A 24,800-nucleotide genomic window follows, 5' to 3' on the forward strand; every position below is an offset into this window, starting at 1 on the left:
CACGGCGTTTCAGGGGGTCCTGCCGTCAGCCCGCGTGGTACAGGCTGTGCAGGCAGGCGATCAGGCTGCGGGCCTGGACGTTGACGTAGTGGCTGTGCCGCAGCAGGTCCGACAGCTGGTGCAGCGTCATCCAGCGGTGGTCGGGGTGGTCGCGGGGCACGTCCTGGTCGGTCTCCACGATCAGGTAGCGGTTCAGCGCGTGGAAGAAGCGGCCGCCCTCCTCGGAGAGCACCGTGTCGAACCGGACGCGCTCCTCGGGAGCCCCCAGCACCTCGTCGAGGAAGGGCGGCGCGGTCCCCCCGGGCAGCTGCGCGTGGCTCTCCGCGACGCACTGCACGGTGGGGCCCAGCTCCACCACGTCCGCGAAGCCCGGCTCCACGCGCGCGTGCACGAGGACGTGCAGCACCCCCTCGAAACGCCGGACGAGGAAGGCGATGACGCCCTGCCCCACCGGTTCGATCATCGGCTGGCTCCACCGGTGGACCTCGCGGCCGCCGGCGTCCACCCGCACGCCGATGACGTCGAAGAAGGCGCCCGCGTCGTGGCGGATGCGGTCGCCGGTGCGGCTCCAGTCGCGCAGCTCGCCGAGCGCGACCCGGCGGACCGCGATGTCGCTGCTGGTGCGCCGGTCGGTGATCCAGCCGAGGATCTCCGAGGCGCTGTGCACACTTCCCGCCCCGGGGTCACCCGAGCGCAGCAGAGCCGACCGGAAGTCGTCCCCGTCCGGCTCGTCGACGCCGGACCCGGTGAACGGAAGGCACGACAGCACGGTCCGGGCGTCCATGTTGACCGTGTCCCGGCGCCCCAGCAGCTCATGGATCTGTCCGAGCGTCATCCAGCGGTACCCGTCGAGGGCCTCCACCGGCTCGGGCAGTTCGACGACCACGTTGCGGTTGCGCTTGCGGTAGAACCAGGACCCCTGCTCGGACTGCCGTACGTCGGCGAGCACTCCGGGACGGCTGTGGATGTCCATGAAGTGCTCGAGATACGGCACCGCGCGCCCCTGGTGGACCCGGGTGTAGTTGCTGCGGGTCGCCTGGACGGTCGGGGAGAGCTGGAGCCCCTCGGCGTTCCCGGGCTCGACCTTGGCCTGCATCAGGCAGTGCAGCACCCCGTCGATCGGGGCGGTGAGAATGCCGAGGATGCCGATCTCGGGCTGGTTGATGATCGGCTGGGTCCACTGCGCCACCGGCGCGCCCGGGTTGCTGACCTCCAGCCCGTGCACGGTGAAGAAGCGGCCCGTGTGGTGGCGCAGATCGCCGGTGCCCGGGTCGGTCTCCCAGCCCTCCAGGGCTTCCAGGGGGACCCGGTCGACATGGGTGTAGGCCCGCCGGCCGTAGTCGGCGAACCAGTCCGTGAAGTCGGAGAGGTCGCCGAGGGGGCCGGTCCGCAGCCGGGCCGAATCATCGATCCGCCGCTCGACGGGATCTCGCGTCGCCGCGAACGAGGGGGCAGGGGTGTCGCTCATGAGACCTCCAGGGAGGTGGTGTCCGCTGCCGCTTCCCACATCGCCCGGACGGACTCGCCGAGCTCGATCGTGGGCCGCCAGCCGAGCACCTGGGCGGCGAACCGGATGTCCGCGCAGGTCCAGCCGCCGCCCTTGCTGGCGACCTCGGCGGAGTTGAGCTTCACCGACGCGGCGTCGACGCCGGCCGCGTCGAACAGGGCGTCGACCAGGTCGCGCATCGGCACCGCCTCGCCGCGCCCGATGTTCACGACCAGGCCGGTGACGGGCGCGTGCACCGCTGCGACGGCCGCCCGGGCCAGGTCCCGCACGTCGACGAAGTCCCGCCGGGCGTCGGCGACGTCGAGGCTGAGCACGTCGCCGGGGCCGAGGGCGCGCAGCCGGGCCACGACGGCACCGAGGAAGCTGGCCGTCGGGGTGTGCGGTCCGCAGACGTTGACCGCGCGCAGCACGACCCCGTCCACCCGGCCCGCCCGGGTCCGGTCGAGCAGATGCTCGGACCCGGTGCGCTTGGTCAGCCCGTACGGGGTCAGCGGGCCGGGCTCGCGCTGTTCGTCGATACGGACTCCGTCGGGCACGGGCCCGTACTCGTGGATCGATCCCATCTGGACGATCCGCAGCCGCCGGGAGGTCGCGACGCACCCCTCGACCAGGCGTTCCACGAGGTCGATGTGGGCGCTGCGCATCTCCTCGACGGTGGTGCCCCAGCCGCCGGTGGCGTTGATGACGGCGGTGACGCCGTGCCGGTCGAGGAGCGCCGCGATCTCCTCCGGCGCGGCGGCGGCGACATCGAGGGGGACGAAGGCGTCCGCACGGGTGTGCGGGGCCGGGTGCCGGGCCACCGCGAGCACCTGGTGCCCGGTCCGCAGCAGTTCGTCGCAGAGGCTGCGGCCGACGCATCCGGTGGAGCCCAGCACGGCCACGGTCCCGGCGGACGGCCCGCCCTGTGTGGTGGTGGACATCGCCGGGCTCAGCGCGTGGCGCCGATGCCGGAGGGCTGCCACAGGGCCTCCTCGACCGCCAGGGACTCGGCGTAGTCGGGCAGCAGGCCCTGGGCCCGGGCCGAGGCGAAGGACAGCGCGGCGGCGTCCCGCTCCGACTGCACGGTGTCCAGGCCCGAGGGGAGCCGCACGCCCAGGTCCTTGTCGAAGACGTCGACGGCGAGCTCGTTCTCGGCCACGTACGGGCCCGTCAGCAGGTACGACATGACGGTGTCGTCCTCGAGCGCGACGAAGGCGTGGCCGACGCCGACCGGGAAGTACGAGGCGCGGAAGTGGACCTGGTCCATCTCGACCGCGTCCCACTGCCGGAAGGTGGGCGAGCCGACCCGCAGGTCGACCACGATGTCGAGGGCCCGGCCGCGCGCGCAGTACACGTACTTCGCGGTGCCGGGCGGCGTGACGGTGAAGTGGATGCCGCGGATCGTGCCGCGCCGGGAGAGGCTGTGGTTGGTCTGCGCCACCGGGAAGTGCGGCCGCCCCAGGGCCTGCTGGAACGCGTCGAGCTGGAAGGGCGAGACGAACAGCCCGCGGTGGTCGCGGAACTGGCGGGGGGTGAACTCGTACGCCCCCTCGACCTTGAGCTTACGGATCTGCATCGCTTGGTTCACCGTCCGGGAGGTAGTCGGGTACGGCAGGGCCGGCGGCCCGGGCGTGTGCGGGTGCGGCGCGCCGGTCACCGGCGGCGGTGCTCGACGGCCAGGCGCTCCAGGGTGGGGACGACCTGCGCGGGGGCGGGGGCGGCGAGCGCCTCGCGCCGCAGGGCCTCGGCGTTGCGCTTGAAGACCGGTTCCTCGAGCAGGCGGACGAGCAGCTCGCGCAGTCCCTTCGCGCTGAGCTTGCCCGGCACGTAGAGCCCGGCCTGGCGCTCTTCCAGGTAGCGGGACTTGTTGATGGTGTCCCAGACGCCGTCGACGACGATGAGCTGGGGCACGGCGTGGATCATCGCCGTGCCGAAGCTGCCGGACCCGCCGTGGTGGATCACCGCGTCGCAGGTGGGCAGCAGCGCGTCGAGCGGGACGAAGTCCACGGCCCGGACGTTGTCCGGCAGGGTGTCGAAGTCCGTCAGCTGCTTCTCGTTGAGCGTGGCGACGACCTCGACGTCGTCGAGGCCCGCGACGGCCTCCAGCAGGTCCCCGATGGAGGCCCGGTCGGCGCCGAGCACCTCGCGGTGGGCCACGCCCAGGGTGATGCACACCCGGCGGCCCTTCTTCGGCGGCTCCTGAAGCCACTGCGGCACCGTGGACTGCCCGTTGTACGGCACGTACCGCATCGGCACGTAGTGCAGGTCCACCGGGAGCCGCATGGACGCCGGCAGCGGGCAGACGGTGAAGTCGCCCGTCACCGCGGCCTCCTCGAAGGAGGCGCCGTGCCGCTCCAGGCTCCAGGTGAGCCACTCGCGCAGCGGGTCGTCCCGCAGCTCCGGCGGGCGCGCGGCCAGCTGCCCGAGGAAGGTCTCGCGCATCAGGCCCGCCAGGTCGAGCCCGAACAGCAGCCGGCCGTGTGCCGTCCCGGTCGCCATGGCGGCGATCGCGCCGGCGAAGGTCATGGTGTCCCACAGGACCAGGTCCGGCTTCCAGGAGCGGCAGTGCTCCACCAGCTCGTCGACCATCTGGTCCGAGCAGCAGTTCTGGAAGACGACCGAGGTCATGGCCGTGAACACACCGAGTGTGTAGTCCGGCGTGAGCCGCTCCGGCCGGGTCTCGCTCATGTCGAGACCGACCTGTGCCTGGCTCTCCAGCTGGTCGACGTCCTGGCCGATGTTCTCCTGGGTCTCCTGCATCTGCTCGTCGAGATGCAGTTCCTCCCCGACCCCGACGGCGGTCAGCCCCGTCTTGGTGATCTCGTCGGCGAGATCGGGATGACTGGCGATCCTGACGTCGTGGCCCGCTGCCTTCAGGGCCCAGGCGAGTGTCACCTGGGCATGCATGTGCGACTTGGCGGCGAAGGTGGTGAAGAGTACCCGCATCCCAACCCCTGTTCCGGCGAACGACCCTTGTGATGGGCCTCCACCCTCGGACCGTGACCTCGTGCGGGAGTCGAGAGTCGTTGCAGCGGCGCTCGATCCGGGGCTTATCGCGCGGTCCGTCCCTCCCGCGCTCGCGGAGAACAGCAGGTCATGTACTACCGTGGGATCAGCCGGCGGGGCCCGGCCTCAGTGAAAGGACCCCCCTGAGGGCGGAGCACCGGTCGCCGGTCCGTGCCGTGAGGGAGATTCAGCAGGGAGACCATGTCTGCCACGAGATTGCTCGTCCTGGGCGTCGTGCGCATGCACGGCCGGGCGCACGGCTATCTGGTCCGTTCCGAGCTGCTGTCCTGGGGGGCCGACGAATGGGCGCACATCAAGTTCGGCTCGATCTACCACGCGCTGCGGCAGCTGGCCAAGGACGGGTTGCTGAAGTCGACGGACATCCCGGACTGGCCGGGCCGGGTCGACTACGAGATCGCGCCGCCGGGCGACGAGGAGTTCTTCAGGTTGCTGCGTGACGCGCTGCGCCAGGGGAACAACCGGCCGGACATGCTGGGCGCGGCGCTCGTGCTGCTGCCCGCGCTCAGCCGCGAGGAGGCGATCGGTCTGCTGCGCGAGCGCATCGCGTCGCTCTCGGCCGAACAGTCGGAGCTGATCGCCAAGGTCGACGAGACGGCCGGCGAGCGGCCGCAGCGTGCCCACATCCGTGAGCTCCTCGGCCTCTGGGAGCACGGCGCCGCCAGTCAGGCCGCCTGGACCGAGGCGCTGATCGAGCGCCTGGAGGCGGGCGCCTACGTCATGGCGGGGGAGGAGAAGGGCGCCTGACGGGGAGCCCTTCCGGCCGTTGATCGGGATCGGGTGGAGGACGGCGCACGTCCCGTGATACTCAAGTTTGTATACCCAAGCTGCCGGTCCCGAGAGGACGATCGCCGTGCCGATCATGCTGACCTCGGAAGACGTGGACGACGCCTTCGACGACGAGGCCTTCATGGAGGAGCGGTTCTCCGACGTGCAGCGACTGCTCCTCGGCCACGATCCGGCGCCCGGCCCCGAGACCCTGGTCCTGCTCCCCGCCACACGCTGCCGGCTGACCGTCGGACCGCACGCTTCCGGCCCCTTCGGCCGCTGCTTCGCCGTCCGTCTCGAACCCCGCGCCGACCTGTCCGCCGCGTGCGTGGAACTGCTGCTCGCCGATGACGGGTCCCTCCTCGGCCTCGTGGACGCCGGCGCCCTCGACGGCTGGCGCGGCGCCATCCCCGCCGGACTCGCCGCGCGGTACCTCGCCCCGCCGGCCCCCGCCACGCTCGGCCTCTTCGGCACCGGGGAGGCGGCCTGGTCCTGCCTGCTCGTCCTGCACCACGCGCTGCCCTCGCTCTCCGAGGTGCGTGTCGTCGGCCGGGAACCGGACCGGGCCCGGGACTTCGCCGCCGCCGCGGCCCTGCGCACCGGCCTGCGGGTGCGGGTGTCCGAGGACGCCCGCGCCACCGCCGCCCGCGCCGACGTCGTCGCCACCACCGGAGGCCACCCGCCCGTCCGGGCCGAGTGGCTCACGGCCGGAGCGCTGCTGATCGACCAGACCACGACGACCGCGCCCACCGCCCCGGGCGACCCCCGTGATCCGGTGACCGGTGCCCGAGCCTCTGAGGCCAGTGCCGGTGCCGGTGCCGGTGCCGGTGCCGACGCCGGTGCCCGTGCCGACGCCGCCCTGAGGGCTTGGCCTTCGGGCATCCGCCCGGGTGTCTGGTTGTCCGGTGGTGGTCCGGGCGCCAGGTCTTCCGGCACCGTTCCGGCCGCTGAGCCGCCCGGCACCGGCCGAGGCGCCCAACCGCCCCGCACCGGCCCGGCCGCCCCGTCGCCCGATGCCGCCCCCGCTGCCCCGGGTCCCGCCGTCCGGCACGTCAGCATCGCTCCCACCGGCGACCGCTCCGCGGGCACCCGGCACGCGCCGGTTCCGCTCGCCGAGATCGTCGCGGGCCGGGCCCTGCCCCGGCGCAGCGGATCCGACATCGTCCACTACCAGGGCGGTGAGCCCGCCGGCTGGAGCGTCATCGCCGCCGTCGCCGGACTCGGCCACGCCTGGCAGCGGGACGTAGGCATCCCGGTGCGGCTGGGGCGAGGGGGCCCCTGACCGGGGTTGTGAACTGCTGCCGGATGACAGCACACGAGTGAGTGTGGTGTGCGTGTGTGAGGGTCGGGCTGTTTGTGGTTGGGCCCGCCACCGGGGAACGGGAGTTCTCGTCTCGAATGGGTGACCTTTCCTGGTGCTGGTCGTTGGGTGTGACGGCGGGTGTCTTCGGCCCTTGGAGGGGGATCGCGTGGGTGGGCTGCGGGAGGTGGCGGCGCCGTTCGTGGCTCTGGGGCCGTCCGGTGTGGCGGTGCGTGACCGCCTCAAGTACCTCACGCCCGAGGACGAGAAGGTGCTCAGGCTGGTGGGCGCGCACCTCGGATCGCTCGCGTCGAAGGACCTCAAGGCCCGCTGCGCTGACAGACTTGAACACTCCACCGACACATGGGCGGCGCGGAAGCGGAAGCTGACGGCCGAGTCGTCCTCGCGGTGGGCGGGAAGTATCACCAAGGCCCCCCACGACCAGTGGGCGCTGGCCCGGCGCGGGCAGATGGCGCACCTTCAGTCTCTCGAAGCCGGCGTCAGGACGATCCGGCACCGCCTGTCACTCCCGGTTGGCGAGAAGGGCGGCAAGGGCGCTCCGGGCGGCTACCGCTCCGCCCACGAATGGTTTAACAAGACCCGCCGCCTGCATGTCCTCGAAGACCGGCTCCACAAGGTCCGCGCCGACCGTGACAACGGCGTCGTACACGTGGCGCGGGGCGGGAAACGTCTGTTCAACACCCGCCACAACCTTGACCTTTGCCAGCTCACCGAGACCGAATGGCGCGAACGCTGGGAAGCCGGGCGCTGGTTCCTCCAGGCCGACGGCGAGTCCGGCAAACGCTTCGGCAACGAGACGATCCGCATCACGCCCCAGGGCGAGGTCAGTATCAAGCTCCCGGCCCCGTTCGCCTCTCTGGCCAACGCCAGTCACGGCCGGTACGTGCTCGCCGCGCGAGTGCGGTTCCCTCACCGGGGGCAGGAGTGGGCCGACCGCGTGGAGGCCAATAGGGCTGTCGCCTACCGCATCCACTACGACACGGGACGGGGCCGCTGGTATGTGACGGCCTCCTGGCAGATCCCGCCGGTGAAGTCCGTCCCGATGGAAGCGGCCCTCGCCCACGGCGTGATCGGGGTGGACACCAACGCCGACCACCTGGCCGCATGGCGCCTCGATGCCCACGGGAACCCGATCGGCCGGCCCCGCCGGTTCGGCTACGACCTGTCCGGCAGCACGGACCATCGTGACGCCCAGGTGCGGCACGCCCTGTCGCGGCTGCTGAACTGGGCGAAGTCCTGCGGTGTCACAGCCATCGCGGTCGAAGACCTCGACTTCCAGGCGGAGAAGATCCGCGAGAAGCACGGCCGCCGGCGCCGTTTCCGGCAGCTCATCTCGGGCATGCCCACCGGCCGTCTACGGGCCCGGCTGATCTCGATGGCCGACCAGACCGGTATCTCGATCATCGCCGTCGATCCGGCCTACACCAGCAAGTGGGGCGCCCAGCATTGGCAGAAGCCGATGGCCACCCCCACTCATAAGACCACCCGTCACGATGCCGCGAGCATCGCGATCGGGCGACGCGCCCAGGGACACCCGATCAGGCGACGGACGGCACCGCCCCGTGCACACCAGAGCGATGTGCACGGGCATCGGACCGTCCAGGCCCGACCGGCGGTCCCTGGGCGTGAGGGACCCCGCCCCCGCATTCCCGGACCACGGACACGATCCGTGCCGCCGCATGCGGGCCGTACGCGGGCGACCAGGACATCCAAAACCGTTCGGAATGTCCGCAGCGACCAGGCATGGGTACAAGACTCACTCATGCTCGCTGATTAGGAACGGTCGGGATCCAGCCGTCTTCTAGGGCGCCGCGAGGCATGCGCCGGAGGGTTTCAGTCTGACCTCGGCGTACGCGTCGCCGGACGCCCGGACGATGAGGAGCACCGATCCCATGTCAGCCGATCAGCCCGGCCCCGCCACCGGCGGCCCGGCCACCTTCGTGAACAGCTTCACGCTTCGCACCTCCCCGGAGGAGTTCGAGGACGTCTTCGCCCGCACCGCACGCTTCATGGAGCGGCAGCCCGGATTCCTCGGCTACACCCTCGTGCGCCATCTGGAGAAGCCGCACAGCTACGTCAACATCGCCCGCTGGTCCGACGTCTCCGCCTTCCGTGCCGCCGTCGGCCAGGCCGACTTCCGGCCGCACGCCGAGGCGCTGCGGGCGATCAGCACCAGCAGCTCCAACCTCTACCTGGAGCGGCACAGCGCGACCGGGGAGGCACGATGACCCGGCGGGTCGCGATCACCGGCATCGGCGTGGTGGCCCCCGGCGGCATCGGCACCAAGCAGTTCTGGCAGACCATCACCGGCGGCCGCACCGCCACCCGGGCCATCAGCCTCTTCGACCCCGCCCCCTTCCGCTCCCGGATCGCCGCCGAGTGCGATTTCGACGCCGCGGAGCAGGGGCTGAGCGCCGAGGACGCCGAACGGCTCGACAGGGCGGCGCAGTTCGCCCTGGTCGCCCTGCGCGAGGCCGTCACCGACAGCGGCCTCGAGCCCGACCCGGAGACCGCCCACCGCACCGGCGTCAGCCTCGGCAGCGCGGTCGGCTGCACCCAGAAGCTCGAAGAGGAGTACCTGGCCCTCAGCGGCGGCGGACAGGAGTGGCTGGTCGACCACACCGCCGCGAGCGCCCAGCTGTACGACCACTTCGTGCCCAGCTCGATGGCCGCCGAGCTCGCCTGGGAAGCCGGCGCCGAAGGGCCCTGCACCGTCGTCTCGGCCGGCTGCACCTCCGGCCTCGACTCGGTCGGGCACGCGGTCGCCCTCATCCGCGAGGGCCTGGCCGACGTGATGATCGCCGGGGCCACCGACGCCCCCATCTCCCCGATCACCGTGGCCTGCTTCGACGCCATCCGGGCCACCTCGCCCCGCAACGACGACCCGGCGACCGCGCTGCGCCCCTTCGACCGCACCCGCAACGGCTTCGTCCTCGGCGAGGGCGCCGCCGTCCTGGTCCTCGAAGAACTCACCGCGGCCCGGGCCCGGGGCGCCCACGTCTACGCCGAGATCGCCGGCTACGCCTCCCGCGGCAACGCGTACCACATGACCGGGCTGCGCACCGACGGACGCGAACTGGCCGCCGCCGTCGACGCCGCCCTCGACGAGGCCCGCCTGGGCCCGGACGCGCTCGGCTACGTCAACGCCCACGGCACCGCCACCAAGCAGAACGACGTGCACGAGACCGCCGCCCTCAAGCGCAGTCTCGGGGCCGCCGCCCACCGGGTCCCGGTCAGCTCCATCAAGTCGATGATCGGGCACTCGCTGGGCGCCATCGGCTCCATCGAGGTCGCCGCCACCGCGCTGGCCCTCGAACACGGCGTCATCCCGCCCACCGCGAACCTGACCGACCCCGACCCCGAACTCGACCTGGACTACGTCCCCCTGCACGCCAGGGAGCGCGACATGTCGGCCGCGCTCACCGTGGGCAGCGGCTTCGGCGGCTTCCAGAGCGCCATGGTGCTGCGCCGGCCCGAGGGGCGGGCCGCATGACCCCCGTCGTGGTCACGGGCATCGGGGTGGTCGCCCCCACCGGCATCGGACTCGACGCCTACTGGGCGGCGACACTGCGCGGCGAGGACGGCATCCGGCGCGTCCAGGCGTTCGACCCCAGCCGCTATCCGACGCGGCTGGCGGGCGAGGTGACCGGGTTCGAGGCGGGCGAGCACCTGCCCAGCCGGCTGATCCCGCAGACCGACCGCATGACCCAGTTCGCCCTGGCCGCCGCCGACTGGGCCGTCGCCGACGCCGGCATCGACCTCGACTCCGTGCCCTCGCTGGCACGCGGCGTCGTCACGGCCGGCGCCTCGGGCGGCTTCGGCTTCGGCCAGCGCGAACTTCAGCACCTGTGGGGCGAGTCCCCCAAGAAGGTCAGCGCCTACATGTCGTTCGCCTGGTTCTACGCCGTCAACACCGGCCAGATCTCCATCCGGCACGGCATGAACGGGCCGACCGGCGTCTTCGTCGGCGAGCAGGCCGGGGGCCTGGACGCCCTCGCCCACGCCGGACGCCAGATCCGCTCCGGGGCGCAGCTGATGATCTCCGGCGGCATGGACTGCTCCCTGTGCCCGTACGGCATGGCCGCCCAGCTGGCCGGCGGACGGCTCACCGCCGGCGCCTACCTGCCCTTCGACGACCGGGCCTCCGGTCATCTGCCCGGCGAGGGCGGCGCGCTGCTCACCCTGGAGAGCGCCGAGGGGGCCCGGGCCCGGGGGCGTCACCCCTATGGCGAGATCGCCGGATTCGGCGCCACCTTCGACCCGCGCCCCGGGTCCGGGCGGCCCCCGACCCTGCGGCGGGCCGTCGAGCAGGCGCTCGCCGACGCCGGGGCCGATCCGCGGGACATCGCCGTCGTCTTCGCCGACGGCGCGGGCGTGCCCGAACTCGACGCGGCCGAGGCCGAGGCGCTGACCGCGGTCTTCGGCGCGGGCAAAGTCCCGGTCACCGTGCCCAAGACGGCCACCGGCCGGCTCTACTCCGGCGCCGCTCCGCTGGACGTGGTGACCGCCCTGCTGACCCTGCGCGACGGGCTCGCCCCGCCCACGGTCAACGTCACCCGGGTTCCCGAGACCTACGGCCTCGACCTCGTCGTCGGCCGGCCCCGGCCGGTCACCGGCACCGCGGCCCTGGTCCTGGCCCGCGGCCACCACGGCTTCAACAGCGCCATGGTCGTACGGGCCCCCGCGCCCGCCGAAGCGCTCACGGGGGCCGGGCGGAAGGTGGCGGCATGAACGGCGGCGAGCTGTACATCCGGCCGACGGGGACGTGGCTGCCGCCCGTCGGGCGGGCCGCGGAGAGTCGCTGCGCGTCTGCCGAGGCCCTCGCGTACCCGTCCGGGGAGAGGGATGGCGGCGTGAACGGCGGCGAGTTGTACATCCGGGCGACGGGGACGTGGCTGCCGCCCGTCGGGCGGGCCGCGGGCGGTCGCTCCACGTCCGCCGAGGCCCTCGCGTACCCGCCCGGAGAGGGGGTGGCGGCGTGAACGGCGGCGAGCTGTACATCCGGGCCACCGGTACCTGGCTGCCGCCCGTCGAGCGGGTCGCGGACGCGGTCGCGGACGGGCGGTGCGACGCCGCCGTCGCCCGCTCCACCCGGATGGAGTCGGTGACGGTCTCCGCGGGGGAGCCCGCTCCCGAGATGGCGGCCCGGGCCGCCCGGACCGCGCTGGAGCGGGCCGCCGCCGAACCGGGCGACATCGACCTGGTGCTGCACGCCAGCTTCTACTACCAGGGCTTCGACCTGTGGGCCCCCGCCTCCTACGTCCAGCGGACCGCCGTGGGCAACCAGTGCCCCGCGCTGGAGGTCCGGCAGGTCTCCAACGGCGGCATGGCGGCACTCGACCTGGCCTGGGCCTACCTGGCCGCCGACCCGGCCCGGGTCGCGGCCCTGGTGACCACCGGCGACCGGTTCTGCCCGCCGGGCTTCGACCGGTGGCGCAGCGACCCCGGAACCGTCTACGGCGACGGCGGCACCGCCCTCGTTCTCTCGCGGCACTCCGGATTCGCCCGGGTCCGCAGCGTCGCGACCGTCTCCGCGCCCGACCTGGAGGGCATGCACCGCGGCGACGACCCGTTCGGCCCGGCCCCGTTCAGCCACCGCGAGGTCGTCGATCTGGAGGCGCACAAGCGGGACTTCCTGGCCCGCCACGGCGTCGCCCCGACCGTCGCCCGGGTCGCCGCCGCGCAGGAGTCCGTCGTCAAGCAGGCGCTCGCCGACGCCGGGCTCGGCCTCGCGGACATCGACCGGTTCGTGCTGCCGCACCTCGGCCACCGCAGGCTGCACGTCGCCTACTTCGCCAAGTTCGGCATCGACCCCGAGCGCACCACCTGGTCCTGGAGCCGGACGATCGGGCACCTGGGCGCCGGGGACCCCTTCGCCGGACTCGACCACCTGGTCACCGGCGGGGCGCTCCGGCCCGGTGACACGTGCCTGCTCTTCGGCGTCGGCGCCGGCTTCAGCTGGTCCTGCGCCGTGGTCGAGATCCTGAACACGCCTTCCTGGAGGGACCGATGAACGGCACCGCCCGACCGGTCGCCCTGCTGCTGCCCGGCCAGGGCTCGCAGCATCTGCGCATGGCCGCCGGACTCCTGGACGCCGAGCCCGTCTTCGCCGAGGCGATGGACGAGGCCCTGACCGCGCTGACGGACCTCGGCGGCCACAGCACCGGCCTGCGCGAGGACTGGCTGGGGACGGCCGACACCGCGGTGATGGACCACGTCACACGCTCCCAGCCGCTGCTGTTCGCGGTCGACTACGCCCTCGGGCGGCTCGTCCTCGACCGGGGCGTACGGCCCGTCGCCCTGCTCGGGCACAGCATCGGCGAGGTGGCGGCCGCGGTCCTCTCCGGCGTCTTCACACTGCGGGACGCCGCCGCCCTGGTGCACGACCGCGTCGGGCGGCTGGCACAGGCACCGCCCGGCGGGATGGTCGCCGTCGCGGCCGGCCAGGACGAGGTGGCGCCCTTCCTCACCGACGGCGTGGTCGTCGGCGCCGTCAACGCCCTGCGCCAGACGGTCCTCGCCGGCCTCGACGACCCGCTGCGCGAGGTCACGGCGGCACTCACCGATGCCGGGTTCGTGCTCCAGCGTGTGCCGGCCTCCACGGCGTTCCACAGCCCGTCCCTGGCCCCGGCCATGCGCGGGGCCGGCGAGCGGATCGCCGCGCTGCCCGTCGGCGAGCCCCGCATCCCGGTCATGTCCGGCTACACGGCCCGGTTCCTGACCCCCGCGGAGACCAAGGACCCGGCGTTCTGGTCCCGTCACCCCGTCGCGCCGGTGCTCTTCTGGCCCGCCCTCGACGCGCTCCTCGCCGAAGCGGAAGGTGACCTGGTGCTCGTCGAGGCCGGTCCGGGCCAGGGGCTGTCCCAGCTGGCCCGCCGCCACCCGGCCGTGCGGTCGGGCCGCTCCGCCGTCGTCCCCCTGCTCCCGGCCCGGCCGGGCACGGCCGAGCAGGATGTGACCGCCGTACGCGCCGCCGCGGGGGCTCTGGGCGTGTAGCGCGCGTCGAGTGCCCTTGTAGGCACGCGGCCTAGCGTCGCCGGTGGCGCTTCGCCCCTTCTTCTTCCCTCTTCACCCTTCTTCTCTCGAGGACGGTGTCATGCTGACCGATCAGACCAACAGCGAGCTGGGCCGGCATCTGCTGACCATCCGAGGCGTGCAGTTCATCTTCGGCGCCCAGGGCGACCCCTTCGCCATGATCCTGCGCGCCGGTGACGACGACCCGCTGGACCACGGGGCGCGCGCCCGCGAGCAGGGCCTGCACGAGAGCAGCGTCGGCGCGTGGGTCACCGCGAACCGCGAACTGGGCGCCCGCATTCTCGGCGACCCGCGGTTCTCCCCGCGCCACGCCGAGGAGGGCCCGCAGTCCCACCCGGGCGTCGACGTCTGGGACAACCCCCTGCTGTGCCATGTCGTCCCGCTCGACGACGTCCGCCTCAACCTCGACCCGGCCGCGTACGCCGAGCTCGCCGAGGTCTCCGCGCCGCTGCTGTCGGCCGAGGCGCTCGCGGCCCGGGCGCCTCAGATCGAGGCGGCCTACCGCGAGACGCTCGCCGCGACGGGCGAACGGTTCGACCTGTACCGGGACTTCGCCGTCCCCGCCGCCCTGCGGGTGGTGGCCGATGTGCTCGGCCTGCCCGACGAGACCCGCGAGCGCCTGCCCGAACTGCACGCGGGCCTCGCCACCGCCCTCGACGCCGGGAGCTGCCCGCAGCAGCTGGCGACCGCCCGGGCGCTGCTCACAGCCGTGTCGGGCCTGTCCGCCGAGCTGACCGGCCTGGTGGACGCCGGCCGTGCCACCGGCCTCGCCGGGCTGTCGCCCGAGGACGCGGTCGCCGTCGGCGCGCTCGCCGTCGTGGTGGGCGTCGAGGTGACCGCGACCGCCGTGTGCAACGCCGTCGAGGTCCTGCTGGCGCACCCGGAGGAGTGGCAGCGGATCGGGCAGGATCCCGCCGCGGCCCCGGCCGCGGTCCGGGAGGCCCTGCGGCTGGCTCCGCCGCTGCGGTTCGAGAGCCGTATCGCCCGCGAGCAGGCCGAGTTCGACGGCAAGACGATCGAGGAGGGCCGCCGCGTGGTGGTGCTCGTCGACGCGGCCAACCGGGACCCCGAGGCCTTCGCCGACCCGGACGCCTTCACGCCCGGCCGCGGTGACGGCGACCGTTCGCTCACCCTCCTCGGCGGTCCCGCCGCCCCGGTCACCGACGCGCTGGTCCGCGTCCAGACCGAGGCCGCCGTCCGCGCCCTGGCCGCACTCCGGCCCGCCCTGCGCACGAACGCCGAGGTCCTGCGCCGCATGCGCTCGGCGGTGCTGCACGGCGTGCTGCGCTTCCCCGTCGCATGACCGGACCGGCCCACACCAGGGGAGGAGCACCGCGGTGCGTGTACTGCTGACAGCCTTCGCACAGGACGCCCATCTCAACGGCGTCGTCCCGCTCGCCTGGGCGCTGCGGACCGCCGGGCACGAGGTCCGGGTGGCCGGGCAGCCGGCCGCGGTCGAAAGCATCACCCGGGCAGGCCTGACGGCCGTGCCGGTGGGCGAGAACCACCGGATGGACGCCGTCATCCCCACCGTCGGTCCCGGGATGCTCATGCACCACCTGGACCGCGACTACCTGGAGAACCGTCCCGAGCGGCTGAGCCTCGACTTCCTGCGGGCGTCGAACGCGATGCTGACGGCGACCTTCTACGCCCAGATCAACAACGACTCGATGATCGACGCGCTCGTCGACTACGCCCGGTTCTGGCAGCCGGACCTGGTGCTCTGGGAGCCCTTCACCTTCGCCGGGGCCGTCGCCGCCAAGGCGACCGGGGCCGCCCACGCCCGGCTGCTGGCCTTCCCCGACCTCTTCGCCAACACCCATCTGACGCTGCGCCGGCGTCAGGCGGAACTGCCCGCGGAACTGCGCGACGACCCGCTGGAGGAGTGGCTGGCATACACCCTGGACCGGCACGGGGCCGCCTTCGACCCCGACGTGGTCACGGGGCAGTGGTCGGTCGACCAGATGCCCCCCGGGGTGCGGATGGAGCTGGGACTGCCGACGGTGCCCACGCGCTACGTGCCCTACAACGGGCCGGGCCCGGCCGTCGTACCGGACTGGCTGCGCCGCCCGCCGGAGCGCCGCCGGGTCTGCCTCACCCTCGGGCTCACCATCCGGGACACGGAGTTCCCCAACGCCGTCGACGTGAACGACGTCTTCGCCTCGCTGGCCGACCTGGACGTCGAGGTGGTGGCGACCCTCAGCGAGAAGGAACTCGCCCAGGTGTCGCGGGTGCCGGACAACACGCGGGTGGTCGACCACGTGGCGCTGCTGGCGCTGCTGCCGAGCTGCTCGGCGATCGTGCACCACGGCGGCGCGGGCACCTGGGCGACCGCCGCCGCCTACGGGGTGCCGCAGGTGGCGCTCGGCTGGATGTGGGACGCGATCTACCGGGCCCAGCGGGTGGAGGAGCTGGGCGCGGGGCTGCATCTGCACTCCGAGGGCCTGACCGTCGACATCCTGCGCGACAAGCTCGTCCGGGTGCTCGACGACCCGGCGTTCACGGAAGGGGCGCGGCGGCTGCGCCTGGCCATGCTGTCGGCGCCGAGCCCCAACGAAGTGGTGCCGACGCTGGAGAAGCTGACAGCCCGTCATCGAGTGAGGGCGGGAGAAGCGTGAACATCCTGGTGACCGGTGCGGCCGGCTTCATCGGCTCGCACTTCGTCAGAACACTGCTGAGCGGCGGTTACCCGGGGCACGAGGACGACCGGGTGACCGTCGTGGACAAGCTCACCTACGCGGGGACGCTGAACAACCTCCCCGCACACCATCCGCGACTGACCTTCGTGCAGGGCGACATCTGCGACACCACGCTGCTGGAGAAGGTCTTCCCGGGCCACGAGGCGGTGGTGCACTTCGCCGCCGAGTCGCACGTGGACCGTTCGGTGGCGGGCGCCGAGGCCTTCGTCCGCACGAACGTGCTCGGCACCCAGGCCCTGCTCGAAGCCGCGCTGCGGCACGGCACGGGCGTCTTCGTCCAGGTCTCCACGGACGAGACGTACGGCTCCATCGCCGAGGGACGCTGGACGGAGGACGAGCCGCTGCTGCCCAACTCCCCGTACGCGGCGTCCAAGGCGTCGGCCGATCTGATCGCCCGGTCGTACTGGCGCACCCACGGCCTCGACGTGCGCATCACCCGGTGCGCCAACAACTACGGCCCCGGCCAGCACCCCGAGAAGCTGGTCCCGCTGTTCGTCACCCGGCTCCTCGACGGGCAGCCGGTCCCGCTCTACGGGGACGGCTCCAACCTGCGGGAGTGGCTGCACGTCGACGACCACTGCCGGGCGGTGCGGCTGGTGCTGGACGAGGGCCGGCCGGGGGAGATCTACAACATCGGCGGCGGCACCCATCTGACCAACAAGGAGATGACCGGCCGTCTCCTGGAGCTCTGCGGGCGCGACTGGGACCTGGTCCAGCGGGTGGCCGACCGCAAGGGGCACGACTTCCGCTACGCGGTGGACGACTCCAAGATCCGCCGCGAACTGGGCTACGCCCCGCGCTGGTCGCTGGAGGACGGGCTGCGCGAGACGGTCGAGTGGTACGCCGCCCACCGAGACCACTGGAGCGTCCGGGAGGAGGACGCCGACGAGAGGCACGGCAAGGGGTACTAAAACTTGAATATCCGGGTCGCCCTCCCCTATGCTCGCCGGGTACCCAAATTTGAGCACCCGAAAGAAGGGGCGGGCATGGGCGGCGCCGATTTGGCGATCCAGACCGAAGCTCTGAAGAAGAAATACGGCGACAAGGAGGCCCTCGCGGGACTCGACCTGGAGGTACCCCGAGGCGTCGTCTACGGCCTTCTCGGCCCGAACGGCGCCGGAAAGACCACCGCGGTCCGCATCCTCTCCACCCTGCTGAAGTACGACGAGGGCACCGCCCGGGTCGCCGGCTACGACGTCGCCACTCAGTCGGCGCAGGTCCGCTACAGCATCGGCCTCCTCGGGCAGCACGCCGCGGTGGACGAAGACCTGAGCGGCCGTCAGAACCTCGTGATGTTCGGGCGCTTATACCACATCGGCAAGCGCACCGCGCAGAGCCGGGCCGACGAACTGCTGGAGCGCTTCGGCCTGACCGAGGCAGCCGGAAAGCCGGCCAAGCAGTACTCCGGCGGTATGCGGCGGCGGCTCGACCTCGCCGCCAGTCTCATCCTGGCCCCGTCCGTGCTGTTCCTCGACGAGCCCACCACCGGGCTCGACCCGCGGGGCCGCAACGACGTCTGGGAGTCCGTCCGCGGCCTGGTCTCCGAGGGCCGCACCGTCCTGCTGACCACCCAGTACCTCGAGGAGGCCGACCAGCTGGCCGACAAGATCGCCCTGATCGACAACGGGCGGGTCGTCGAGTCCGGCACCCCGGACCAGCTCAAGAACAAGATCGGCGGGGACCGGATCGACGTCGTGCTCCGCCGGGCCGGCGACCTCGAACGGGCCGAGCGCATGATCGGCGCGCTGCTGCGGGCCGAGCCCGAGACGGACGCCGACAGCCGGCGCGTCAGCGTCGTCGTCGCCAACCGGGTCGCCGCCCTCACCGCGGTCGCCCGCGAGCTCGACGACGCCGGCATCGAGGCCGAGGACATCGCCCTGCGCAGGCCCACACTCGACGAGGTGTTCCTGAACCTGACCGGCAACAGGTCGGCCACGTCCGCCGAGCAGAGCCTCAAGGAGGTCGCCCAGTCATGACCGCGATCATCGCGCCCGAACTGCCCAGGAACCCGCTGGCCAAACTGGGCTGGGTCCTCGCGGACTCCTGGACGCTCACGCTCCGCGGACTGTCCCACTGGGCCCGCAACCCCACCCAGATCCTCGCCGGCCTCGCCTTCCCGATCCTCATGGTGCTGCTCTTCGGCGGCATCTTCGGCAGCGGGATGCAGGTCGAGGGCGGCGGGGACTACATGGAGTTCCTGATGCCCGGCATGTTCGTCATGTCGATGGCCTTCGGCATCGGCGAGACCATGGCCGGCGTCACCGCCGACGCCTCCAAGGGCGTCACCGACCGGTTCCGCTCCATGCCCATGTCGGCCGCCTCGGTCGTCATCGGCCAGAGCATCGTCAACATGCTCTACAGCACCGTCGTCCTGATGATCCTCATGGGCTGTGGAGTCATCGCCGGATGGAGCTGGAGCGACGGGTTCATGCAGGCGCTCGGCGCCTTCGCGCTCCTGCTCCTCCTGCGCTTCGCCCTGCTGTGGGTCGGCATCTACCTCGGCCTGATCATCAAGACCCCGGAGGCGGCCTCCGCCGTCTACACCCTGCTGTTCCCGCTCGGCATCGTCGCCAACACCTTCGCCTCCCCGGAGATGATGCCGGGCTGGCTGGCGACCATCGCCGAGTGGAACCCGCTGTCGTCCACCGCCCACGCCACCCGTGAGCTGTTCGGCAACCCCGGGGTCGGCGGCACCTCGTGGATCGCCGAGCACGCGATGCTCATGTCCTTCGTCTGGCCGCTCGCGATCTTCGCGGTCTTCTTCCCGCTGGCCGTCCGCAAGTACCGGTCCCTGAGCCGGTAGGGACGGCCCCGTGCCGGGGTGTGAGCCGGCTAATCCCCCGGGTCGGCTCACACCCCCTCGGCCTGTCCACCGCCACCTCGGCCTGTCCACCGTCACCTCGACGGGACGTCGACCACCTCTGGAGCGGGCGAACCTAGCGTGCACGGCATGACCGTCTTCGACATCGCCATCGCGGAACTCAACGGCAAGCCCGACCTGCTGGCCCGGCATCGCGGCCGGACCCTCCTCATCGTCAACGTGGCGTCCCGGTGCGCCCTGGCGAGCCAGTACGCCGGACTCGACGCGCTCGCCCGCCGTCACCACCAGGACGGGTTCAGCGTCATCGGAGTGCCCTGCAACCAGTTCGGCGAACAGGAGCCGGGCACCCCCGAGGAGATCGCCGGCTTCTGCTCCCTGCAGCGGATCTCTTTCCCGCTCACCGAGAAGACCGCCGTCAACGGAGCGGACCGCCACCCCCTCTACGCCGCCCTGACCCCCTGCGCCGACGCGGAGGGCCACACCGGCGACGTGCGCTGGAACTTCGAGAAGTTCCTCGTCTCGCCCACCGGCGAACCCGTGGGCCGCTTCGGCCCCACGGTCGACCCGCAGGACCCCGAACTGCTGCGCGCCGTCCGCGCGCAGACGCAAACGCAGTGAGCCCCACACGGAAGGGATGATTCGTGAACCAGACGCCGGTTAACGCAACCGACGAGGGCATCCAGGTCGTAGGTGCCCGAGAGAACAACCTGAAGGACGTCTCCCTCGTCATCCCCAAGAACCGGATCTCGGTCTTCGTCGGCGTCTCCGGCTCCGGAAAGTCCTCCCTGGTCTTCGACACCGTCGCCGTGGAGGCCCAGCGGCAGCTCAACGCCACCTTCCCCTGGAACATCCGGCACGACCTGCCCAAGTTCGAACGCCCGCACGTGGACGCGGTCACCCGGCTGACCACCCCGGTCGTGGTCGACCAGCGCCCCCTCGGCGGCAACGCCCGCTCCACCGTCGGCACCGTCACCGACGTCTACACCGTGATGCGCGTGCTCTTCGCCAACCACGGCAACGACGGACTCGGCCAGACCTGGCTCTACTCCTTCAACGACCCCAAGGGCATGTGCCCCGAGTGCGAGGGCCTCGGCCGCGCCCGGCGCCCCAGCCCCGAGCTGATGACCGACCCCGGCAAGTCGATCGCCGAGGGCGCCATCCTCCTGCCCGGCTACACCGTGGGCAGCGCCAACTGGCAGTTCTATGCCAACTACGAGCACCTGGACGCCGAGAAGAAGCTCGCGGACTACACCGACGAGGAGATGCACACCCTGCTGCACGGCAGCACCGGCACGGTCGAGGTGACCTACCCCAACGGCAACGTGCTGGCGCTGCGCTACGAGGGCCTGGTGGACAGCTTCGTCCGCCGCCACCTCAAGCGGGACACCGGCGGCATGAGCAAGGCGGCCCGCGACAAGGCGGCCGAGTTCTTCACCGACGGCGTCTGCCCCACCTGCGAGGGCGCCCGGCTCAACCAGAAGGCGCTCGCCACCCGCATCGACGGCCACAACATCTCCGACTGGTCCCAGATGCAGGTCAGCGACCTCATCGGCGTGGTCGCCACGCTCCGGGAGCGGCTCGACACCCCGCTCGTCACCACCATCACCGAGACGCTGGAGCAGATCCAGGCCATCGGCCTCGGCTACCTCACCCTCGACCGGTCCACCACCTCGCTCTCCGGCGGCGAGGGCCAGCGGCTCAAGCTCGTCAACCACCTCGGCAGCGAACTGACCGGCCTGACCTACATCTTCGACGAGCCCAGCGTCGGCCTGCACCCGCGCGACGTCAGCCGGCTCAACGACCTGCTGCGCGCCCTGCGCGACAAGGGCAACACGGTCCTCGTCGTGGAGCACGACCCCGACGTCATGGCGGTCGCCGATCACGTCGTCGAGATCGGGCCGCGGGCCGGCGTGCACGGCGGCACGATCGTCTTCGAAGGCGCCTACGACGAGCTGCGCACCAGCGACACGCTGACCGGGCAGGGACTGCGGCGCACCGGCGGGATCAAGGAGAACCCCCGCCCGTGGGGCCGGACCCTGCCGATCCGCAACGCCACGGCCAACAACCTGAAGAACGTCTCCACGGAGATCCCCTCCGGTGTCCTCACCGCCGTCACCGGGGTGGCCGGCGCCGGCAAGAGCTCCCTGATCGCCCACGCCTTCCGGGAGCAGTACCCGGGCTCCGTCTTCGTCGACCAGTCGCCCATCCCGCGCTCCTCGCGGTCCACCCCGGCGAGCTACCTCAAGCTGATGGACCCGATCCGCAAGCTCTTCGCCAAGGCCAGCGGCGAGGACGCCTCGCTCTTCAGCTTCAACTCCAAGGGCGCGTGCGAGGAGTGCGAGGGCCGCGGCCTGCTCATCACCGAGGTCGCCTACATGGACCCGGTCACCACGCACTGCGAGGTCTGCGAGGGCCGCCGCTTCAAGGAGTCGGTGCTCCAGCACCTGGTGCGCGGCAAGAACATCGCGGACGTCCTGGCCATGTCCGCCGAGGAAGCGGGGGAGTTCTTCCTCTCGGGCCCGCTGCGCGCCAAGACCAAGGCCCTGATCGAGACCGGCATCGGCTACCTCGGTCTCGGCCAGTCGCTGGCCACGCTGTCCGGCGGTGAACGGCAGCGGCTCAAGCTCGCCGACCGTCTCTCCGGTTCGGGCACGGTCTACATCCTCGACGAGCCGACCACCGGACTGCACCTGTCCGACATCGACAACCTGGTCGGGCTGCTGAACCGGATCGTCGACCGGGGCAACACCGTCATCGTCATCGAGCACGACCTGGCCGTGATCTCCCAGGCCGACTGGGTCATCGACCTCGGGCCCGAGGGCGGCAACACCGGCGGCGAGATCGTCTTCACGGGCACTCCCGCCGAACTGGCGAAGGCGACGCACTCGCACACCGGACAGCACCTGAGCCTGTACCTGGAGAACTAGACAGAACCAGGCGGCCGCCGCGGACCCTTGCGGACAGAACCTGACCGCAAGGGTCCGTAGTTTCGTCCTTGTCAGGAAGAAGGCATCACCGACGAGAGGCGGCCGTTCATGGTGAAGCACGTGGGACCCGAGGCACCCGGCGACGAGCGCGGAGCGCTCCTGTCCTTCATCGCCGAGCAGCGCGGCGGCATCCGGCGGGCCCTGCTCGGCCTGACGGAAGAGCAGGCCTCGTCCTGCCCCAGCGCCAGCGAGCTCTCGCTCGCCGGGCTGGTCAAGCACGTCGCCGAGGTCGAGCAGATGTGGGTGTCCATGGCCAAGGGCGAGCCACCGGCCGTCGTGCGCGACCAGAGCACCTGGCACGAGTGCTTCCGGCTGGTCGAGGGCGAGACCGTCGCCTCGCAGCTCGAGTACTGGGAGAAGGTCGCCGCCGAGACGGAGGCGTTCGTCAACTCGGTGCCAAGCCTCGACGACACCTTCGCGCTGCCCGACCAGCCCTGGTTCCCGCCGGACGGCAGGGTCTCCATGCGCTGGCTGTGCCTCCACCTGATCCGCGAGACGGCCCGGCACGCCGGGCACGCCGACATCATCCGCGAATCACTGGACGGTGCGACGGCTTTCGAGCTGGTGGCCGCGGAACAGCAGACGACGCCCGGGTCCTAACCTGGACCGCATGTCAGCGATCCGCCTGCTCGTGCTCGGCGCGGTCCGCCAGCACGGGCGGGCCCACGGCTACCAGGTACGGGGCGACCTGGAGTACTGGGGCGCTCACGAGTGGTCCAACGCCAAGCCCGGGTCGATCTACCACGCCCTGAAGCAGCTGGCGAAACAGGGGCTGCTGCGGGCGCACGAGATCGCCCCGTCCACGGCCGGGGGCCCGCCGCGCACGGAGTACGAGATCACCGAGCAGGGCACCGCGGAGTACTTCGCGCTGCTCCGGCAGTCGCTCACCGCCTACGACCAGAAGCCGGACGTGCTCACCACCGCGCTCGGCTTCATGGTGGACCTCGGCCGCGAGGAGGCCCTGGGCCTCCTCGAGCAGCGGGTGCGGTCCATCGAGGAGTGGCGCGCCACCGTCGTCGAGGACTACCTGCCCGAGGGCGGCCCGCAGCAGCTCGGCCACATCGGCGAGATCATGAACTTCTGGGTCCACTCGGCCGACACGGGCGCGCAGTGGACCCGCGACCTCATCGAACGAATCCGCGCCGGCGCCTACACCTTCGCGGGCGAAGGCGCCCCGTTCGTGGGCGTACTGCCGGACGACTCCCGTTAGTGGTGGAACCCGGTGGCCGCCTGCTTGTCCCGGGTCAGGGGTCCCGGCTGACGGCGCAGTTCCGGGAGGAGCCGTTCCAGGTCCTGGGTGAGCAGCTCGGCGAGGTCCGCGGAGAAGCCGTTGCGGCACACCACGCGCAGCACGGACAGGTCCTCCCGGTGCGGCGGGAAGGTGTACGCGGGCACCAGCCAGCCGCTCTCGCGCAGCCGCCGGGAGACGTCGAACACGTCGTACGCCGTCACGTCCGGCGCGGTCGTGAAGGCGAACACCGGCAGCTCGTCGCCCCGGGTCAGCAGCCGGAAGTCGCCGAGCGCCTCGATCCGGCCGGCCATGCGCGTGGCCACGTCCCGCGCGGCCTGCTGCACGGCCCGGTAGCCGTCCCGGCCCAGCCGCAGGAACGTGTAGTACTGCGCCACGACCTGCGCGCCCGGCCGCGAGAAGTTCAGCGCGAAGGTCGGCATGTCGCCGCCCAGGTAGTTCACCCGGAACACCAGCTCCTCGGGCAGCGCCTCCGCGTCCCGCCACAGCGCCCAGCCGACCCCCGGGTAGACCAGCCCGTACTTGTGCCCGGAGGTGTTGATCGACGCCACCCTCGGCAGCCGGAAGTCCCACACCAGGTCCTCGTCGAGGAACGGCGCGACCATGGCCCCGGACGCCCCGTCGACGTGCACGGGGATGTCGAGCCCGGTCCGCTCCCGCAGCGCGTCCAGCGCCGCGCACAGCTCGGCCACCGGCTCGTAGGACCCGTCGAAGGTCGAGCCCAGGATCCCCACGACCCCGATGGTGTTCTCGTCGCACAGCTCTGCGGCGGCCTGCGGGTCCAGATGGAACCGCTCGCCCTCCATGGGCACCAGCCGGGCCTCCACCTCCCAGAAGTTGCAGAACTTCTCCCAGCAGACCTGCACGTTCACGCCCATCACCAGATTGGGCCGGACCCCCGGGTACCGGTCGGCGTTGCGCCGCGTCCAGCGCCGCTTCAGCGCCATCCCGGCGAGCATGCACGCCTCGCTCGACCCGGTCGTCGAACAGCCCACGGCCGCCGCCGGGTCGGGCGCGTGCCACAGGTCGGCGAGCATCGCCACGCACCGCCGCTCCAGCTCGGCCGTCCGCGGGTACTCGTCCTTGTCGATCATGTTCTTGTCCCGGCACTCCGCCATCAGCAGCCCGGCCTCCGGCTCCATCCAGGTGGTGACGAAGGTGGCGAGGTTCAGCCGCGCGTTGCCGTCGAGCATCAGCTCGTCGCGCACCAGTTGATGGGCGGTGGCCGGAGCCACGGGCTGGTCCGGGAGCCGGTGCGTGGGCGGGGCCTCGGCCATGTAGCCGAGCGGGTTGGCGGGGCCGTAGAAGGGGTTGACGGACAGGCGGCGTTCGCCGGACTGACGGGGGCCTTCGTTGAGCGGCAAGGGAGCCTCCAGGGATGGGAACGGGGACGAGCAGGGGAAAGGGATG

Annotated in this window: 23 protein-coding genes; 18 read left to right on the forward strand and 5 right to left on the reverse strand. The window is 72.1% G+C overall.

Features of this window, described 5'->3' with window-relative positions; genetic code table 11:
- Nucleotides 1-25 precede the first annotated feature (25 nt).
- From AC07DF_RS15410 to AC07DF_RS15425, 4 genes are all read right to left on the reverse strand, one after another.
- On the reverse strand, nt 26-1,468 hold the full coding sequence (locus AC07DF_RS15410; protein WP_478970781.1) for an NDP-hexose 2,3-dehydratase family protein: 1,443 nt from the start codon (nt 1,466-1,468) through the stop codon (nt 26-28).
- Nucleotides 1,465-2,427, reverse strand: a complete 963-nt coding sequence (locus AC07DF_RS15415) for an NAD-dependent epimerase/dehydratase family protein (protein WP_478970783.1) — start codon at nt 2,425-2,427, stop codon at nt 1,465-1,467. The genes AC07DF_RS15410 and AC07DF_RS15415 overlap by 4 nt, the downstream gene beginning before the upstream one ends.
- Before the next feature lie 8 nt (nt 2,428-2,435).
- Complete coding sequence (locus AC07DF_RS15420) at nt 2,436-3,062, reverse strand: dTDP-4-dehydrorhamnose 3,5-epimerase family protein (RefSeq protein WP_478970785.1); 627 nt, start codon at nt 3,060-3,062, stop codon at nt 2,436-2,438.
- A 77-nt stretch (nt 3,063-3,139) separates the two neighbouring features.
- Nucleotides 3,140-4,432 (reverse strand): activator-dependent family glycosyltransferase, encoded by a 1,293-nt coding sequence (locus tag AC07DF_RS15425; protein ID WP_399024623.1) that lies wholly within the window; start codon nt 4,430-4,432, stop codon nt 3,140-3,142.
- A gap of 261 nt (nt 4,433-4,693) precedes the next feature.
- On the opposite strand from AC07DF_RS15425, the gene AC07DF_RS15430 reads away from it, so the two are divergent.
- The 18 genes from AC07DF_RS15430 to AC07DF_RS15515 all read left to right on the forward strand — a co-directional run bounded on the left by AC07DF_RS15430 (nt 4,694) and on the right by AC07DF_RS15515 (nt 23,351).
- Entirely contained in the window at nt 4,694-5,257 is a 564-nt protein-coding gene (locus AC07DF_RS15430; protein WP_478970787.1) for a PadR family transcriptional regulator, read from the forward strand.
- Nucleotides 5,258-5,372: 115 nt separating this feature from the next.
- Nucleotides 5,373-6,560: a hypothetical protein gene (locus AC07DF_RS15435; RefSeq protein ID WP_478971002.1), complete on the forward strand. Its 1,188-nt coding sequence runs from the start codon at nt 5,373-5,375 to the stop codon at nt 6,558-6,560.
- Nucleotides 6,561-6,747: 187 nt separating this feature from the next.
- A complete protein-coding gene (locus AC07DF_RS15440) occupies nt 6,748-8,376 on the forward strand; it encodes a nuclease/transposase family protein (RefSeq protein ID WP_478970789.1) in 1,629 nt (542 codons plus the stop codon).
- 115 nt (nt 8,377-8,491) lie between these two features.
- Nucleotides 8,492-8,827 (forward strand): antibiotic biosynthesis monooxygenase family protein, encoded by a 336-nt coding sequence (locus AC07DF_RS15445; protein WP_215119855.1) that lies wholly within the window; start codon nt 8,492-8,494, stop codon nt 8,825-8,827.
- Nucleotides 8,824-10,092, forward strand: a complete 1,269-nt coding sequence (locus AC07DF_RS15450) for a beta-ketoacyl-[acyl-carrier-protein] synthase family protein (protein WP_478970792.1) — start codon at nt 8,824-8,826, stop codon at nt 10,090-10,092. Before AC07DF_RS15445 ends, AC07DF_RS15450 begins: the two co-directional genes overlap by 4 nt.
- Nucleotides 10,089-11,330 carry a ketosynthase chain-length factor gene (locus AC07DF_RS15455; protein WP_478970793.1) on the forward strand — a complete coding sequence of 414 codons (1,242 nt, stop codon included), beginning with the start codon at nt 10,089-10,091 and terminating at the stop codon, nt 11,328-11,330. The genes AC07DF_RS15450 and AC07DF_RS15455 overlap by 4 nt, the downstream gene beginning before the upstream one ends.
- Nucleotides 11,327-11,581: a hypothetical protein gene (locus tag AC07DF_RS15460; RefSeq protein WP_478970795.1), complete on the forward strand. Its 255-nt coding sequence runs from the start codon at nt 11,327-11,329 to the stop codon at nt 11,579-11,581. The genes AC07DF_RS15455 and AC07DF_RS15460 overlap by 4 nt, the downstream gene beginning before the upstream one ends.
- Nucleotides 11,578-12,612, forward strand: coding sequence for a ketoacyl-ACP synthase III family protein (locus AC07DF_RS15465; protein WP_478970797.1), 1,035 nt, complete (start codon nt 11,578-11,580; stop codon nt 12,610-12,612). The genes AC07DF_RS15460 and AC07DF_RS15465 overlap by 4 nt, the downstream gene beginning before the upstream one ends.
- Entirely contained in the window at nt 12,609-13,595 is a 987-nt protein-coding gene (locus tag AC07DF_RS15470; RefSeq protein ID WP_478970799.1) for an acyltransferase domain-containing protein, read from the forward strand. Before AC07DF_RS15465 ends, AC07DF_RS15470 begins: the two co-directional genes overlap by 4 nt.
- Nucleotides 13,596-13,695: 100 nt before the next feature.
- Nucleotides 13,696-14,937 carry a cytochrome P450 family protein gene (locus tag AC07DF_RS15475; RefSeq protein ID WP_478970801.1) on the forward strand — a complete coding sequence of 414 codons (1,242 nt, stop codon included), beginning with the start codon at nt 13,696-13,698 and terminating at the stop codon, nt 14,935-14,937.
- A gap of 34 nt (nt 14,938-14,971) precedes the next feature.
- Nucleotides 14,972-16,252 (forward strand): activator-dependent family glycosyltransferase, encoded by a 1,281-nt coding sequence (locus AC07DF_RS15480; protein WP_478970803.1) that lies wholly within the window; start codon nt 14,972-14,974, stop codon nt 16,250-16,252.
- A complete protein-coding gene (gene rfbB, locus AC07DF_RS15485) occupies nt 16,249-17,244 on the forward strand; it encodes a dTDP-glucose 4,6-dehydratase (RefSeq protein ID WP_478970805.1) in 996 nt (331 codons plus the stop codon). Before AC07DF_RS15480 ends, rfbB begins: the two co-directional genes overlap by 4 nt.
- Nucleotides 17,245-17,319: 75 nt before the next feature.
- A complete protein-coding gene (locus tag AC07DF_RS15490; RefSeq protein WP_478970807.1) occupies nt 17,320-18,309 on the forward strand; it encodes an ATP-binding cassette domain-containing protein in 990 nt (329 codons plus the stop codon).
- On the forward strand, nt 18,306-19,136 hold the full coding sequence (locus tag AC07DF_RS15495; RefSeq protein ID WP_184594729.1) for an ABC transporter permease: 831 nt from the start codon (nt 18,306-18,308) through the stop codon (nt 19,134-19,136). The genes AC07DF_RS15490 and AC07DF_RS15495 overlap by 4 nt, the downstream gene beginning before the upstream one ends.
- A gap of 147 nt (nt 19,137-19,283) precedes the next feature.
- Nucleotides 19,284-19,772, forward strand: coding sequence for a glutathione peroxidase (locus AC07DF_RS15500; protein ID WP_478970809.1), 489 nt, complete (start codon nt 19,284-19,286; stop codon nt 19,770-19,772).
- Nucleotides 19,773-19,795: 23 nt separating this feature from the next.
- The gene (locus AC07DF_RS15505) at nt 19,796-22,081 is read left to right on the forward strand and encodes an ATP-binding cassette domain-containing protein (RefSeq protein WP_478970811.1); all 2,286 of its coding nucleotides are present in this window, start codon (nt 19,796-19,798) and stop codon (nt 22,079-22,081) included.
- Between the two features lie 108 nt (nt 22,082-22,189).
- The gene (locus AC07DF_RS15510) at nt 22,190-22,741 is read left to right on the forward strand and encodes a DinB family protein (RefSeq protein ID WP_478970813.1); all 552 of its coding nucleotides are present in this window, start codon (nt 22,190-22,192) and stop codon (nt 22,739-22,741) included.
- 10 nt (nt 22,742-22,751) lie between these two features.
- The gene (locus tag AC07DF_RS15515; RefSeq protein WP_478970815.1) at nt 22,752-23,351 is read left to right on the forward strand and encodes a PadR family transcriptional regulator; all 600 of its coding nucleotides are present in this window, start codon (nt 22,752-22,754) and stop codon (nt 23,349-23,351) included.
- Here AC07DF_RS15515 and gad read toward each other — a convergent pair.
- On the reverse strand, nt 23,348-24,754 hold the full coding sequence (gene gad / locus AC07DF_RS15520) for a glutamate decarboxylase (RefSeq protein WP_478970817.1): 1,407 nt from the start codon (nt 24,752-24,754) through the stop codon (nt 23,348-23,350). The two genes, AC07DF_RS15515 and gad, sit on opposite strands and share 4 nt — an antisense overlap.
- Between the last annotated feature and the right edge of the window lie 46 nt (nt 24,755-24,800).

Source organism: Streptomyces sp. NPDC044719, assembly GCF_056433405.1.